This is a genomic window from Pantoea sp. RIT413, assembly GCF_003057675.2.
GTDB lineage: Bacteria > Pseudomonadota > Gammaproteobacteria > Enterobacterales > Enterobacteriaceae > Pantoea > Pantoea eucrina.
The window spans coordinates 22,999-38,573 of the sequence record NZ_QBJB02000018.1 but is presented as its reverse complement, the minus strand read 5'-3'; the positions used below and the strand labels follow the sequence as shown (position 1 = coordinate 38,573).

Annotated in this window: 12 protein-coding genes; 7 read left to right on the top strand and 5 right to left on the bottom strand. The window is 60.6% G+C overall.

Features of this window, described 5'->3' with window-relative positions; genetic code table 11:
- Positions 1–95: 95 nt before the first annotated feature.
- From DBY66_RS16280 to DBY66_RS16260, 5 genes are all read left to right on the top strand, one after another.
- Positions 96–1,598 carry a sugar ABC transporter ATP-binding protein gene (locus DBY66_RS16280; protein WP_039385247.1) on the top strand — a complete coding sequence of 501 codons (1,503 nt, stop codon included), beginning with the start codon at positions 96–98 and terminating at the stop codon, positions 1,596–1,598.
- A 10-nt stretch (positions 1,599–1,608) separates the two neighbouring features.
- Positions 1,609–2,592: a ribose ABC transporter permease gene (locus tag DBY66_RS16275; protein ID WP_108569559.1), complete on the top strand. Its 984-nt coding sequence runs from the start codon at positions 1,609–1,611 to the stop codon at positions 2,590–2,592.
- Positions 2,593–2,664: 72 nt separating this feature from the next.
- Positions 2,665–3,603, top strand: a complete 939-nt coding sequence (locus tag DBY66_RS16270; protein ID WP_039385245.1) for an ABC transporter substrate-binding protein — start codon at positions 2,665–2,667, stop codon at positions 3,601–3,603.
- Positions 3,604–3,718: 115 nt separating this feature from the next.
- The gene (locus DBY66_RS16265) at positions 3,719–4,579 is read left to right on the top strand and encodes a ketose 1,6-bisphosphate aldolase (protein ID WP_108569560.1); all 861 of its coding nucleotides are present in this window, start codon (positions 3,719–3,721) and stop codon (positions 4,577–4,579) included.
- A 1-nt stretch (position 4,580) separates the two neighbouring features.
- Positions 4,581–5,627 (top strand): carbohydrate kinase family protein, encoded by a 1,047-nt coding sequence (locus tag DBY66_RS16260; RefSeq protein ID WP_108569561.1) that lies wholly within the window; start codon positions 4,581–4,583, stop codon positions 5,625–5,627.
- Here DBY66_RS16260 and DBY66_RS16255 read toward each other — a convergent pair.
- Positions 5,570–6,310: a response regulator transcription factor gene (locus DBY66_RS16255; RefSeq protein WP_108569562.1), complete on the bottom strand. Its 741-nt coding sequence runs from the start codon at positions 6,308–6,310 to the stop codon at positions 5,570–5,572. The genes DBY66_RS16260 and DBY66_RS16255 overlap by 58 nt on opposite strands.
- 405 nt (positions 6,311–6,715) lie before the next feature.
- Between DBY66_RS16255 and DBY66_RS16250 the strand changes: the two genes are divergently transcribed.
- On the top strand, positions 6,716–8,014 hold the full coding sequence (locus DBY66_RS16250) for an NCS2 family permease (RefSeq protein WP_217647492.1): 1,299 nt from the start codon (positions 6,716–6,718) through the stop codon (positions 8,012–8,014).
- A 54-nt stretch (positions 8,015–8,068) separates the two neighbouring features.
- Here DBY66_RS16250 and DBY66_RS16245 read toward each other — a convergent pair whose 3' ends face one another.
- The gene (locus tag DBY66_RS16245) at positions 8,069–9,523 is read right to left on the bottom strand and encodes an AMP nucleosidase (RefSeq protein WP_039385239.1); all 1,455 of its coding nucleotides are present in this window, start codon (positions 9,521–9,523) and stop codon (positions 8,069–8,071) included.
- A 272-nt stretch (positions 9,524–9,795) separates the two neighbouring features.
- Between DBY66_RS16245 and DBY66_RS16240 the strand changes: the two genes are divergently transcribed.
- Entirely contained in the window at positions 9,796–11,217 is a 1,422-nt protein-coding gene (locus DBY66_RS16240) for an EmmdR/YeeO family multidrug/toxin efflux MATE transporter (RefSeq protein ID WP_108569563.1), read from the top strand.
- On the opposite strand, the gene DBY66_RS16235 is transcribed toward DBY66_RS16240, so the two are convergent.
- The 3 genes from DBY66_RS16235 to DBY66_RS16225 form a co-directional block, all read right to left on the bottom strand.
- Entirely contained in the window at positions 11,206–11,964 is a 759-nt protein-coding gene (locus tag DBY66_RS16235; RefSeq protein ID WP_039385234.1) for a 3'-5' exonuclease, read from the bottom strand. The genes DBY66_RS16240 and DBY66_RS16235 overlap by 12 nt on opposite strands.
- Before the next feature lie 7 nt (positions 11,965–11,971).
- On the bottom strand, positions 11,972–13,849 hold the full coding sequence (locus DBY66_RS16230) for a DUF294 nucleotidyltransferase-like domain-containing protein (RefSeq protein WP_108569564.1): 1,878 nt from the start codon (positions 13,847–13,849) through the stop codon (positions 11,972–11,974).
- Between the two features lie 64 nt (positions 13,850–13,913).
- Positions 13,914–15,572, bottom strand: a complete 1,659-nt coding sequence (locus tag DBY66_RS16225) for a BCCT family transporter (RefSeq protein ID WP_108569565.1) — start codon at positions 15,570–15,572, stop codon at positions 13,914–13,916.
- Positions 15,573–15,575 lie beyond the last annotated feature (3 nt).

Sequence of the window (15,575 nt, the reverse complement as noted above, 5' to 3'; positions counted from 1 at the left end):
AGAGGCAATATGACAAATATGAACGGGCGCTGACATTTTCCATTTATGTTGCGCGGCGACACTGCTCAGCACTATCCGGCAGCAGGAGCGCGGCAATGACAGCACCGATACTGGAGATGCGCGGTATTACCCGGCGCTTCGGCAGCTTTTACGCCCTGAAGGGCGTGGATCTCACTATCTGGCCGGGCGAAGTACACGCGCTGATGGGCGAAAACGGGGCCGGTAAGAGCACCCTGATGAAAATCCTGGCCGGTGCCTACAGCGCCAGCAGCGGGGAGATCCTGATTGAGGGCAAGCCGTACGCCATCCGCGGCCCTAAAGAGGCGCTGGCGGCGGGCATTACGCTGATCTATCAGGAGATCAATCTGGCACCCAACCTCACGGTGGCAGAGAACATTTTTCTCGGCAGTGAGATTGCGCGCGGCGGGCTGGTGAAACGCCGGCAGATGGCGGAAGAGGCGCAGCAGGTGATTGCGCGGCTTGGCGCGCGCTTCAGCGCCACCGATCTGGTCGGCCGTCTGAGCATCGCCGAACAGCAGCAGGTGGAGATCGCCCGCGCGCTGCACCGCAACAGCCGCATTCTGGTGATGGATGAACCTACCGCCGCGCTCTCCAGCCGGGAAACAGAGCAGCTGTTTGCGCTGATCAAGCGGCTGCGCAGCGAAGGCATGGCGATTATCTACATCAGTCACCGCATGGCTGAAGTGTATGAGCTGTCAGATCGCGTCAGCGTGCTGCGCGACGGTGAGTATGTCGGCAGCCTGACGCGTGAGCAGCTCAACGCCAGCGAACTGGTGCGCATGATGGTCGGGCGTCCGCTCAGCGATCTGTTTAACAAAGCGCGCGACATTCCGTTTGGTGCTATCCGCCTGGCGGTCAATCACCTGACTGACCGCAACAAGGTCCACCCCAGCAGCCTGGCGGTACGCGCGGGCGAAATTGTCGGCCTCGCCGGCCTGGTGGGCGCCGGACGCAGCGAGCTGGCGCAGCTGATATTTGGCGTGCAGCAGCCCGCCGGCGGCGAAATCTGGATTGACGGAGAAAAAGTGCACATCCGCTCCCCGCGCGAGGCGATCGCGCGCGGCATCGGCTTTCTCACTGAAAACCGCAAAGAGCAGGGGCTGTTTCTGGAACTGGCCGCCCGGGAAAACATTGTGATGGCGACGCTGGAGCGCGACGCCAGCTACGGCCTGCTGAACCGGCGTAAGGGGCAGAAGATCGCCACTGACGCTATCGCCTCGCTCAATATTCGCGTGCCGCATGCGCAGGTTCGCGCGGGCGGGCTATCGGGCGGCAACCAGCAGAAGCTGCTGATCTCCCGCTGGGTATCTATTGCGCCGCGCATTCTGATTCTGGACGAACCGACGCGCGGTGTGGACGTCGGTGCGAAGAGTGAAATTTACCGCATGATGAATCAGCTGGCGCAGCAGGGCGTGGCGATTCTGATGATCTCCAGCGAACTGCCGGAGGTGGTGGGCATGAGCGATCGCGTCTACGTCATGCGTGAAGGCACCATTGCCGGCGAGCTGAGCGGTGACGCCATCAGCCAGGAAAATATCATGACACTGGCCACCGGCGCTCAGCCGGTTACAGCCTGAGGAGAAAGGAATGACCAGCGAAACCGCACGCGTAACCAGCCCGACGCTGAAACGGGCGTTAATGAGCGATCTGCTGCAGACGATCGGGATCCTGCCGATTCTGATCCTGATTGTGGCGGTGTTTGGCTTTATCGCACCTAACTTCTTCACCGAGGCGAACCTGCTGAACATTACCCGGCAGGCCTCTATCAATATCGTGCTGGCGGCGGGGATGACGTTTGTCATTCTGACCGGCGGTATCGATCTGTCTGTGGGCTCCATGCTCGGCACCACGGCAGTGGTCGCGATGGTGGTGTCGCTCGATCCCGCCTTTGCCGGCCTGACGATCCCTGCTGCACTGGGTGCCGGGCTGATCATGGGACTGTTCAACGGCATCCTGGTCGCCTGGGCCGGGCTGCCGCCGTTTATCGTCACGCTTGGCACCTATACCGCCCTGCGCGGGGCCGCCTATCTGCTGGCTGACGGCACAACGGTCATTAACTCCAGCATCAATTTTGAGTGGATAGGCAACGGCTATCTCGGGCCGGTGCCGTGGCTGATCATCATCGCCTTTGCGGTTATCGCGCTCTGCTGGTTCATTCTGCGCCGTACCACTTTAGGCATCCATATCTATGCGGTGGGCGGCAATATGCAGGCGGCCCGTCTGACCGGGATCAAAGTCGGCGCGGTGCTGATTTTTGTCTACGCGATGAGCGGCCTGCTCTCCGGGCTGGGAGGGCTGATGAGCGCCTCACGACTCTACAGCGCCAACGGCAACCTTGGCGTGGGCTATGAGCTGGATGCGATTGCTGCGGTGATCCTCGGCGGCACCAGCTTTGTCGGCGGTATCGGCACCATCACCGGCACGCTGATTGGCGCACTGATTATCGCCACGCTCAACAACGGCATGACGCTGATGGGCGTCTCCTACTTCTGGCAGCTGGTGATCAAAGGCGGCGTGATCATCGTCGCCGTGTTAATCGATAAATACCGTACCCGTCATCACGTCAGCTGAAGGCCGGCAGAACATTTCCAGGTGGCGATCCCGCGGACCGCTGACAATAAAAAAAGCAGGAGAACATCAACTATGCGTTTTAATCCAATTGTAACCGGACTGCTGGCCGCCACGCTGCTGAGCGCGCCGCTGGTACAGGCAAAAGAGCTGAAATCGATAGGGGTGACCGTAGGCGATCTGGCCAACCCGTTCTTTGTGCAGATCACCAAAGGTGCCGAGCTGAAAGCCCGCGAGCTGGCAGGTGACAAGGTCAACGTGACGCTGGTCTCCAGCGGCTACGATCTCGGTCAGCAGGTGGGACAGATCGATAACTTTATCGCCGCCAAAGTCGATATGATCATTCTCAACGCCGCCGACTCCAAAGGCATTGCGCCAGCGGTGAAGCGGGCGCGCGACGCCGGCATCGTCGTGGTGGCGGTGGACGTGGCCGCAGATGGCGCTAACGCCACCATTACCTCGGATAACACCCAGGCAGGCGCGATGGCGTGTAAATATATCTCTGACCGGCTGAAGGCGAAGGGCAACGTGGTGATCATCAACGGACCGCCGGTTTCGGCGGTGCAGAACCGTGTCGAAGGCTGCATGAGCGAGCTGAAGACGCACCCCGATATTAAGCTGCTCTCTTACAACCAGAACGCTAAAGGCAGCCGCGAAGGCGGGCTGGAGGTAATGACCGGTCTGCTCTCCGCTAATCCGAAAATCGACGCCGTGTTTGCTATCAACGATCCGACCGCAATCGGCGCTGACCTGGCGGCCAAACAGGCGCAGCGCAGCGAATTCTTTATTGTAGGGGTCGATGGTTCACCGGACGGGGAAGAGGCGCTGAAGCGTAAAGGCTCGCTGTTTGTGGCGACCCCGGCGCAGGACCCGCAGGTGATGGCGGAGAAAGCGGTGGAAATTGGTTACAACATACTGCAAGGCAAGTCTGCTCCCGACAAACCGGTGCTGATTCCGGTGACGATGATCGATCGCGACAACGTGAGCAGTTACAAAGGCTGGACAGTGAAATAACGCGGCAGATTTTCCGGTCGTCATCCCTTTCCTGCCTGCAGGAGAGGGCTGCGGCGGCAGGTATGTTGCCTGGCCGCCGCAGCCTCCATTACCCCTCACGTGACGGGAGCACTTCATGGCACTGATATCTCTGGCGCAGGGGCTGGCCCATGCGCAGCAGCACGGCTACGCGCTGGGCGCATTTAACGTCCTCGATACCCACTTTCTGCGCGCGCTGTTTCAGGCAGCGGAGCAGCAGCGTTCACCCTTTATCATCAACCTTGCAGAGGTGCACTTTAAGTATGTCAGCCTCGATCACCTGGTCGCGGCGATTCGCTGCGAGGCGGCGCGGCACGCGATTCCGGTGGTGCTCAATCTCGATCATGGTCTGCATTTCGAGGCGGTGGTGCAGGCGGTGCGCCTGGGCTTTACCTCGGTGATGTTTGACGGCTCCGGGCTGAGCTATGACGAGAATGTGCGTCAAACGCAGGAGGTCGTAAAACTCTGTCATGCGGTGGGCGTCTCGGTCGAAGCGGAGCTAGGCGCGGTGGGAGGCGACGAGGGCGGGGCGCTGGCCGGTGAAGCGGACAGCGCAAAATTTACCGATCCGGCGCTGGCGGCTGACTTTGTGCAGAGTACCGGCATCGACTGCCTGGCGGTGGCGATCGGTAACGCACACGGTAAATATAAAGGCGAACCGCGCCTCGATTTTGACCGGCTGGCAGCGATCCGCAGCGCGGCAGATATTCCGCTGGTGCTGCACGGCGGCTCAGGGATTAGCGACGCCGATTTCCGCCGCGCCATTACGCTCGGCATTCATAAAATCAACTTCTACACCGGCATGTCCCAGGCGGCGCTGGACGCAATAGAAACGCAGATGGATCAGCGCGACGCCCGCTATGACAGCTTTGCTGAGCTGCTTATGGCGGTGGAGCGCAATATCAGCCGCGTGGTCGCGCAGCAGATGCAGATTTTCGGCAGCAGCGGACGCGCCTGAGATGACGGCACGCAGCGGCATTCTGGCCGCCGGTACTCTGCTGGTCGATCATGTCCAGCGCATTACGCACTGGCCGGATCAGGGCTGGCTGACCGAAATCGTGGCGCGCGAGCGCTGCAGCGGCGGCGCGGTGCCGAATGTGCTCCTGACGCTGGCGCGCATGCAGTCAGGTTTACCGCTGGCGGCTGCCGGTATCACGGGCGAGGATGCGGACGGTGACTATCTGCTGCAGCGACTGCGCGAGGAGGGGGTGGATTGCCGCGGCGTAACGCGCACCCGCGCGGCGGCCACTGCCATGACGCAGGTAATGACCGCGCCGGATGGTCAGCGCACCTTTTTTCACGCGCGCGGCGCCAGCGCGCTACTTGATGTGGCGCATTTCCGCGACCTCACTACTCCGCACCGCATTTTTCACCTCGGCTATCTGCTGCTGCTCGACCAGCTTGACCGGCCCGACGCGCAGTTCGGCACGCGCAGCGCGCGGCTGCTGGCGCAGATGCAGCAGCGCGGCTATCTGACCTCGCTCGATCTGGTCTCGCGCGCCGGCGATCACCGCAGCCTGGTGCTGCCGGCGCTGCGCTGGCTCGACTATTTAATCATTAATGAGCTGGAGGCGGCGGCGCTGACCGGTATCCCGCTGCGGCACGGCGCCGGGCTGGCATCGCCGGAGACGTTTGCTGCCGCGGGCGCGTGGCTGCTGCAGCAGGGGGTGCGTCAGCGCGTGGTGATCCACGCGCCGGAAGGGGCGTGGGGGACAGAAAGGGGCGGAGAGGCGTGCTGGCAGCCGGCGTGGCGGCTGAATGCCAGCGACATTGTCGGCAGCGTGGGAGCGGGTGACGCTTTCTGCGCCGGCGTGCTGTACGCCAGCCACGAGGGCTTTACGCTGTCAGCCACGCTGCAGCTGGCGCACACCTGCGCCTGCTTTAACCTGCGCGCGGCGAACGCGCTGGATGGGATCCGGCCGCTGCCGGAGATGCAGCGCTGGATGGATCAGGCGATCTGCGATACGCGCGCTGCCGGACGCATCACGTCAGCTGAAAATACATAGCCGAGGCCGCGAATGGTGCGGATAAGGTTTGGCTGATGCGGATTAGCTTCGATTTTGCGCCGCAGCCGCATGATCAGCACGTCGATAGTACGGTCAAAGACATCCAGCGTTTCGCTGTGCGTCAGCTCCAGCAGCTGGTCGCGGGTTAACACTTTGCGGGCGTGTGCGACCAGCGCGCGCAGCAGCGTATATTCCCCCTGCGTCAGCGGCACGCTTTCACGCTGCGGATTCAGCAGCTGGCAGCGCACCTCATCCAGCTGCCAGCCGTTGAACTGCCAGCCCGCAGGGATAACAGCGTCTGGTTCATCCTGCCTGCCGCTGCGGCGCAGTGCGGCGCGCGCCCGCGCCACGACCACGCGCGGATTAAAGGGTTTAGCGATATAGTCATCGGCACCCATTTCCAGGCCCACCACCATCTCCGCTTCCGAGCCCATTCCGGTCAGCATGATCACCAGCACATCCGGCCGCTCACGCTGGATCTGCTGCAGAACCAGCAGCCCGTTCGTATCCGGCAGCATCATATCGAGCATCACCAGCGAAATATCCGGATGCTGCGTCAGCAGCGCCTGAACATCGCGCCCGAGGTGGCAGCGATACACGGCGGAAACGTGCTCACTTAAGACATCGTGCAGCAGTTCGCAGATGGCACGATCATCGTCAACGATCAGTATCGCGGGCTTCATGGCGCGGCCTCGTTATCATGCAGAGAGTAAAGGCACTATAACCTGCTGTTTTTAGCTTGCTGAATCGTGCAGCAGAAACGTGAGCGATATCGCCAGGCAGAACGCGAAAGCGTGCGGCACCGCAAAATTATCGCGCTTTATAGGGCAGCAAGGAAAACGATTGCGCAGCAGCGGGGCAATGCACCATAATCGCGCCTCTTTCTGGTTCAGACTTTTCTTAACCGGATGCGCAACGGAAAACGTAAACGATTGCGCGGGAGATGGCACAGCAATTGCTATCAGGACAGGGGAAAGCGGAGGGGGCACCTCACGTCCGGCAGGCTCGCTTTCAGCAACAACGATCAGCTGTTAACCACTTTGGCCAGTGAGAACGCGCAGCCGCTGCGTCTCCGCTCATGAGAGAAAATGATGTTAGAGAAACTGTTTAAGCTTAAAGCGCACAACACCACCGTGCGCACGGAGATCGTGGCGGGGATCACCACTTTCCTCGCCATGGCCTATATCCTGTTTGTTAACCCCTCTATTCTGGGCGCGACCGGCATGGATAAAGGGGCGGTGTTTGTGGCGACCTGCCTGGCGGCGGCGATCGGCTCAATTCTGATGGGACTGATTGCTAACTATCCGATTGCGCTGGCACCCGGCATGGGGCTGAACGCGTTCTTTACCTACACCGTGGTGCTGCATATGGGCTACACCTGGCAGATTGCGCTGGGCGCGGTGTTTCTGTCGGCGGTGATCTTCTTTGCGCTCTCGATTTTTAAAATCCGCGAGTGGATTATTGCCAGCATCCCCCTGCCGCTGCGCGCCGGCATCGCCGCCGGTATCGGCCTGTTCCTGGCGCTGATTGCGCTGGAAGGGGCCGGCATTGTGGTGGATAACCCGGCGACGCTGGTCGGGCTGGGCGATCTGACCAAACCAGGGCCACTGCTGGCGCTGCTCGGCTTTTTTATCATCGTGGTACTGGAAGCGCGCCGCGTGACCGGCGCGGTGCTGATTGGCATACTGGTGGTGACCTTTATCTCTATGGGCATCGGCCTGACGCCGTTTGGCGGCGTCTTCTCCGCGCCGCCTTCAATCGCACCGACCTTTATGCAGCTCGATATTGCCGGCGCCTTTAATGTGGGGCTGGTAAGCGTAATTTTTGCCTTTCTGTTTGTTGATGTGTTTGATAATACCGGCACCCTGCTGGGCGTAACTAAGCGCGCAGGTCTGGCGGATGAGCAGGGCAACGTGCCAAAAATGGGACGTGCACTGATTGCTGACAGCGCGGCTGCGCTGTTTGGCTCACTGCTCGGTACCTCAACCACCACCAGCTATGTGGAATCTGCGGCTGGCGTCAGCGCCGGCGGACGCACCGGCCTGACGGCCATTGTGGTGGCCGCGCTGTTTCTGCTGAGCCTGTTCTTCTCGCCGCTGGCGGGTAGCGTACCGGTCTGGGCCACCGCCCCGGCGCTGCTGTTCGTCGCCGTGCTGATGGCATCGGGGCTGGCGGAAATCGACTGGAAAGATGTGACGACGGCGGCACCGGTAACGGTAACGGCGCTGACCATGCCGCTGACCTACTCAATTGCGAACGGCATCGCCTTCGGTTTCATTACCTGGACCGTTGTTAAGCTGCTGAGCGGCCGCGCCCGTGAAGTGAATAGCGCACTGGTGATCCTCTCGCTGCTGTTTGTCATCAAGCTGGGCTGGCTCAGCGCCTGATGAAAAAAGGGAAGCCCGGACGGGCTTCCCTGCTGATAATGGCTGGCCGGTGCGTTAGCGGAACGGCGGCTCATTAAAGGTGCGCAGCTTGCGGGAGTGCAGCTTATCGCCCTCGGCGCGCAGCAGCTCTACCGCACAGATGCCAATCTGCAGATGCTCAGAGATGGCCCCTTCATAAAAGCGATTCGCCTGACCCGGCAGCTTGATCTCACCGTGCAGCGGTTTATCTGATACGCACAGCAGCGTGCCGTAAGGCACGCGGAAACGGTAGCCCTGCGCCGCGATGGTCGCGCTCTCCATATCCACCGCCACGGCGCGGCTCAAATTAAAACGCAGCGCGGAAGCGGCGTAGCGCAGCTCCCAGTTACGATCGTCCGTGGTCACCACCGTACCGGTACGCAGCCGCTGTTTAACCTCTTCACCCGGCATACCGCTCACTGACTTGGTTGCGTCATAGAGCGCACGCTGCACTTCGGCGATGCTGGGTACCGGAATATCCGGCGGCAGCACGCTGTCGAGCACATGGTCATCACGCAGGTAGGCGTGCGCCAGCACATAGTCGCCGATATTCTGACTTTCGCGCAGGCCGCCGCAGTGGCCAATCATCAGCCAGGCGTGCGGACGCGTTACCGCCAGGTGATCGCAGATCGTTTTAGCATTGGAGGGGCCCACACCAATATTGACCAGCGTAATCCCGCGTCGGTTAGGCGAGGTAAGATGCCAGGCGGGCATCTGGTGCTTTTTCCACGCCAGATCGGACATCATCGCCGCCGGATCGGCCGTTTCCGCCGTGATCACGACATCGCCGGCGCAGGCGAGGCTGTCATACGGCGTGGCGGGATCCTGCACCTGTTCTATCGCCCAGCGCACAAACTCATCGACGTACCGGGTGTAGTTGGTAAACAGCACGAAAGGCTGGAAGTGTTCCACTGCCGTACCGGTGTAGTGGCGCAGACGCGCCAGCGAGAAGTCGGTGCGCAGCGCGTCAAAGTGGGAGAGCGGGAAGCGGGCATCGGCGTTGAACAGGCCATCAGCGGTTTCATCGCCAATCTGCGACAGCTCGGTAGTCGGAAAGTGGCGGGCAATACTGGCGCTCATTGAGCGGTCCAGCGACAGATCCGAGCCGTCAATCACGTAAGGGTAGGGGATCTCCTGCTGCGACGGCCCCACTTCAATCAGCACCTCATACTCTTTCTCAATCATCTGCAGCTGCTCGCTGAGATAGTGGCGCAGCAGCGCAGGACGGGTGATGGTGGTGCTGTAGCGGCCGGTATGGGTAAAGCGGCCCCAGGCGCGGGTGCGGTTCTGCTGCGGACCCTCTCCCTGCCAGGTCAGGCGCAGCTCCGGATAGACAAACAGCCCCTGCTGCCGCTGCTCTGCGTCGGGCAGCGTACCCTGTTCAGTGAAGTCGCGGATAGCGTTGCGCAGCGCCTCAACCGCCGCATCGTAGCAGCGCTCCAGTTCATCCAGTGCCTGATGGGCAGTCAATCCGTTCCGTTGTGTTTGCATAGATTCTCCTTCAGGAAAATGGATCAGGTTGAGCAGAGCATAGCGGATAAAGCGGCTGATATAATTAAGAATCTGTGACGCTCTGTCAGCGGAATGATTGCAGGCAGAAATTAACGCGGCTGCGCAAAGCGGGCAGAAATAAAAAGTTTGTAATAATGATTAAATGGCCGCTGCAAAGACTTTGCATAATCGCCGGGCGCCTATCATCATTACCTCTCCTCTCTTATCCAAAGTGATTTGGTACTCTCTTGCAAAATCCCGGTGTGGCAGTAATGCGGGCGGTGCGTAATACGGCGTGGTATCCGCAGCGCCGGATGTACCGCACGCTGTTGTGGCGTGAGATCGCGCCGCTGGCGATCCCTATCTTTATTGAAAACCTCTGCGTGATGCTGATGGGCGTGCTGAGCACGTTTCTGGTCAGCTGGCTGGGCAAAGAGGCGATGGCGGGTGTCGGGCTGGCAGACAGCTTCAACATGGTGATCATCTCCTTTTTTGCCGCTATCGATCTTGGCACCACGGTGGTGGTGGCGTTTAGCCTGGCGCGCCGTAACGGTAAACGCGCCCGCGCCGCCACCCGGCAGTCGCTGGGGCTGATGACCGTGCTGGCGCTGGTACTGGCGCTGGCGATAGAGTTCTGGGGACACCTGATTATCGACGTTATCGCCGGCAGCGCCGATCCGCAGGTCAAACAGCTGGCGCTGAGCTACCTGCAGACCTCCGCCTGGAGCTACCCGGCGGCGGCGATTGCGCTGATCGGCAGCGGCGCCCTGCGCGGGGCGGGCAACACCAAAATCCCGATGCTGATCAACGGCGGCATGAATATCCTGAACATCATGATCAGTAGCGTGCTGATTTATGGCGCGCTGGGCTGGGAAGGGATGGGCTTCGTCGGGGCGGGCCTCGGGCTGACGATTTCGCGCTATATCGGGGCGCTGGCGGTGCTCTATGCGCTCTGGCGCGGTATCAGCCCGGCGCTGAAGCTTACGCTCAGCAGCTACTTCCGCCGCTGGGATCGCGCCATTCTGATGGAGGTGCTGGGCATCGGGGTGCCGGCGAGTATTGAGTCCGTGCTGTTTAACGGCGGTAAGCTGCTGACGCAGATCTTTGTCGCCGGTATGGGCACCAATGAAATCGCCGGCAACTTTATCGCCTTTTCTATCGCCACGCTGATTAACCTGCCGGGCAACGCGCTGGGTTCGGCCTCTACCATTATTACCGGCAAGCGTCTGGGCCGGAATCAGGTGATGCAGGCGGAGCGGCAGATCAGGCATGTGTTCTGGCTGGCGATGATCGGGCTCTGTACGCTGGCGCTGATCACCGTGCCGCTGGCGGGTACGCTGGCGCGCTTCTATACCCGCGACCCGGAAGTGATTGAAGTCACGAAACATCTGATCTGGCTCAACGCCGCGTTTATGCCGATCTGGACCGCCTCCTGGGTGCTGCCTGCCGGACTGAAAGGCGCCCGCGATGCGCGCTATACCATGTTTGTATCAATGTTCAGCATGTGGGGCGCTCGCGTGGTGGCAGGCTACCTGCTGGGCATCGAACTGGGCATGGGGGTGATCGGCGTGTGGCTTGGCATGTTCCTGGACTGGACGGTGCGCGGTCTCTGCTTCTGGTGGCGGCTCAATAGCGGCAAGTGGCTGCATAACTACCGGCGTATGGTGGCAAAAGCGGCTGGCTCAGCACCATAACTCACGCAAAGGCGTCTGCGGCGGAAAATGGTGGGCACACTGCGCCTGCAGCAGCTCGGCACAGCCCAGCGCATCCGTCAGCGCGTTATGGGCCGGGTAGTGCGGCAGATGATAGCGCGCCCGGCTCTCCGGCAGGCAGAGCGAGGGGCGTGACCTGCCGCGCCAGAGTCTCTTCAGCCGGCTGAGCGGCGCGTGCTGACAGAGCAGCCCCTCCAGCGCCAGCGTGTCGATACAGGGGAAAATAATGCCCTCTCCGATGCGCCGCTGCAGCGCCGCGTTCAGAAAATGCTGCTCAATGCCGCGATGGTGCACCACCATGACGCGACCCGCCATCATCGTCAGCAGCTTCAGCAGCCGCTCGCTCAGGTCGGGCGCCTGCGCGACCGTCGCGTGGGTGATGCCGTGGATCACCACTGATTCATGGCGCAAGTCGGCCCGCGGGTTGAGGATCCAGTGTGCGCTTTCACTCAGCCGGATACGCGTCAGGCTGAAAGGGATAAGGCCGATACTGACAATATCGTCGCGCCGGGTATTCAGCCCGGTGGTTTCAAAATCCATTGCCAGCAGCGGCACCTCGCCGATCGGTGTCGCCGCGTCCGGTACGCCCGCCCGGTAGTAGTGCTGCAGCGCCGGATGGCGTGCCGTCGCGGCCTGCTGCGCCAGCAGCGCGGGCCACGCGGGCGCGACTCCCGCATGCGGCGCGGGCGCGGGGGCGGAACGCAGCAGCTGTTTACTGATGTGCAGCATGTTTACCTCACACTTTCCGGCCTGGCTGATAGCGGTATTTGAGAAATTTTTGTGCGTTGCTCAGGATCTGAAACGCATCTTTAAGATTTTTGCGTTCGAACTCAGAAAGATTAAGCGGTTCAATGCGGTTATCCGGCTCCTGACCGCTCTCCACGTCCTGCGCCTGATGGCGGATACGCACCATCGAGATAAACTCCAGCGCATCGCGCAGATCCTGACCGCGTCCGTGCGGCAGCAGGTCGGTTTGCATAATATCCTGCAGCCGATCAAACGAGTTGCGAGCGGCTGAACCGGCCGCCAGCGCGTGCACGCGGATCAGATCCGCCAGCGGCGCGGTGCCGCGCCGTTTCATATCGATAGACTGCGTATGCTGACCGGAAGGCTCCATGACAAAATTTTTAAAGAACCCCAGCGGCGGTTTGCGCAGCAGCGCGTTGCGCGCCATGCAGGCGAGAAAGCGCGAGTTGTGCCGGACTTTATGCGTAATGCGTTTATTCAGCTGTTCGCCCCACGCCAGCTGGCCCCAGACGGCATCAAGATCGAAGAAGATTGCGCTGTCGAGCAATGTCTGCGGGGAAGGGGTGTCGATCCACTCATCAAAGTATCCTTCCCAGACGGCCAGCGGCTGCCGCCAGCGGCCATTAGTGGCCATGATGTTGCCGCTGCAGTAGTGATAGCCGCACGCCGCCAGGCCGTCACAGACGCGGCGCGCCAGCGCCATAAAATAGGCTTCATGGCGGGATGCATCATACCGGTTGTCGAGGATCAGTGCGTTATCCTGGTCGGTGACCAGCAGCTGCTCCTGGCGCGCCATCGACCCCAGCGTGATAAAGCAGTAGGGCACCGGCGGCGGCCCCAGCTCCGCTTCAGCCAGCGCCAGCAGCCGCTGCGTAAAACTGCGTCCAATCACCGCCATGGCGCGGCCCGTCATCTGCGAATTGGCGTCTTCACGCACGATGCGGTTAAAGCAGGCGCGTACCTCATTTTTCAGCGTGCTCAGCTCACTGATGCTGTTGCAGTGAAAAATGCGGCTGACGAGAAACAGGCTGTTTTGTGACTCATAGCGGATAATATCTGACTGGGAAATCACTCCTACCGGCAGATCCTGCTTCAGCACCGGCAGATGATGTATGTTGTGCTGCATCATGATGAGCATCGCTTCAAACACCAGCTGGTGGTGACTGACGTGGGTCAGCTGCCCGGTCATAATTGTCGCGACTGGCGTATCGAAGCTCAGGCCGCGGGCAATTACCCGGTCGCGCAGATCTTTATCCGTGACGATCCCAGCCAGCGTTTGGGAACGCTCCCCATCCGCCTCCGGGGTCACAATCAGCAGGGATGAGACGCCCTCTTTACTCATTTTCTGTGCGGCTTCACACACCGTGGCGCGGCTGTCGATGGTCACCGGTGGCCGGCTGATTAGCGCCTCGATGCGCGACGTCATCAGGCCGCTCGCCTCTTCGGTACGCGCCACGGTCTGCCGCAGCCGGGTGCGATCTTCCACCTCTACCAGGTCGGCAAACTCTTCATATTTGCTGAACAGCTCATTAAAAATCGGGGCGGGAATCAGATAGGTCAGCGTATCTTCCAGGGCGGTAACCGGAAAGCGCACGCTGTTCTCGCGCAATAAGCCGAACTCACCAAAATAGCCGCCGGCGCTGAGGCGATTATAGAGGTCGCCGTTGCGGCGATAGATCTCCACTGCGCCGCTGCGGATGAGATACCAGGCGTCAACCTGCTGACCAAAGGTGAGGATCGGCGTGCCGGCTTTGTAATAGCTCACTTCAAGGGTGGCTGCGATCCGCGCCAGCGCCGTCAGCGGCAGGGTGTTAAACGGCGGGTAGCGCTGAATAAAATCGATGATTTCCTGATGTCCGGCCTGCATAGCGATCTCCCTTCCTGCACCTGCAGCGGCGGATAGCCTGGCCGGCTATCCGCCTGCGTGCGTGCTATTGATTGCGCACAGCGGGAGCCGGGCGCGTCGGGCGCGGCTCAGAGAGCAATCCCTTTACAACGGCGACCGATGCGACCAGCAGCACCAGTGCAAAAGGCAATCCGGTGGAGACCACCATTGCCTGCAGGGCATCCAGCCCGCCGCCGAGGATCAGTACGATGGCGACCAGCGCTTCAAACACGCACCAGAATACGCGCTGCGCAGTCGGGGATTCAATTTTACCGCCGGAGGCGATGATATCGATCACCAGCGTGCCGGAGTCAGCTGAGGTGACAAAGAACACCACCACCAGAATGATGGCGACCACGCAGGTGATTTTGGCCAGCGGCAGCGTGTCGAGCATGGTAAAGAGCTGCAGCGGCAGAATGGCATCAGCAATACTCTGATATCCCTCAGTAAAATATTGATGGATAGTGGTGCCGCCCAGTACCGTCATCCATAGTACACACGCCAGTGACGGGACCAGCAGCACGGAGATGATAAACTCCCGTACCGTGCGACCACGTGAAATACGCGCGATAAACATGCCGACAAACGGTGACCAGGAGATCCACCACGCCCAGTAGAAGGAGGTCCAGCCGGCGGCAAAATTGCTGTCTGGACGGGAGACCGGATTGGAGAGCGCGGGCAGGAACTCAATATAGGAGACGAGGTTAGAGAAAAAGCCGCTAAACAGCAGCATGGTCGGGCCGACCACGATAATAAACAGCAGCAGCAGACCGGCGAGGATCATGTTCGCTTCTGATAAGCGCCGGACCCCGGCGTCCAGCCCGGCGACCACAGAAAAGGTGGCGATAGCGGTAATCGCGATCACCAGTACAATCTGCGTGGTTTGTCCCAGCGGTACATCAAACAGGAAATTGAGTCCGGACGCCGCCTGCGAGGCACCCAGCCCGAGCGAGGTAGCGAGGCCAAACAGCGTGGCCAGCACGGCAAGGATATCGATCAGATGACCGGGCCAGCCCCATACGGCGTCACCCAGCAGCGGATAAAAGAGTGACCGGATAGTCAGCGGCAGGCCTTTGTTAAAGGTGAAGAGGGCCAGTCCCAGGGCAAGAACCGCATAGATCGCCCACGGATGGAGCGCCCAGTGGAAAATCGTAGCCGCCATGGCCAGCCGCGTAGCCTCTTCTGCTGATCCACTCGCACCGCCCAGCGGCGCCCAGTCGGTACGCACGCCATTTTCAGTGGCCGTGCCGCCTATCGCGCTGGAGAAATGCGACAGCGGCTCAGAGACGCCGTAAAACATCAGGCCGATGCCCATACCGGCGGCAAACAGCATCGAAAACCAGGTGACATAGTTGTAATCGGGTCGGGCGAGGGTGCCGCCGAGACGCACCTTGCCCAGCGGGGAGAAAACCAGACCCAGGCAGATGATCACGAAGACATTACCGGCAGAAAGAAAGAACCAGTCGAGTTTGCTGGTAAGCCAGTTAAGCATACCTTTAAACAGCGGGGCAACGTCACTCTGAAACACCAGCGTTAATATAACGAATACGATTACGGCAATGCCGGATATCGCAAATACCCGGTTGTGAATATCCAGACCAAATGGCCCGACGTTCACGATAATATTATCCTGGCCTACCTGATAGTCAGTATCATAGGGTGATACTTCGCCATCAGGCGTCATCGGATCTCTGGAATCCGCCATAGT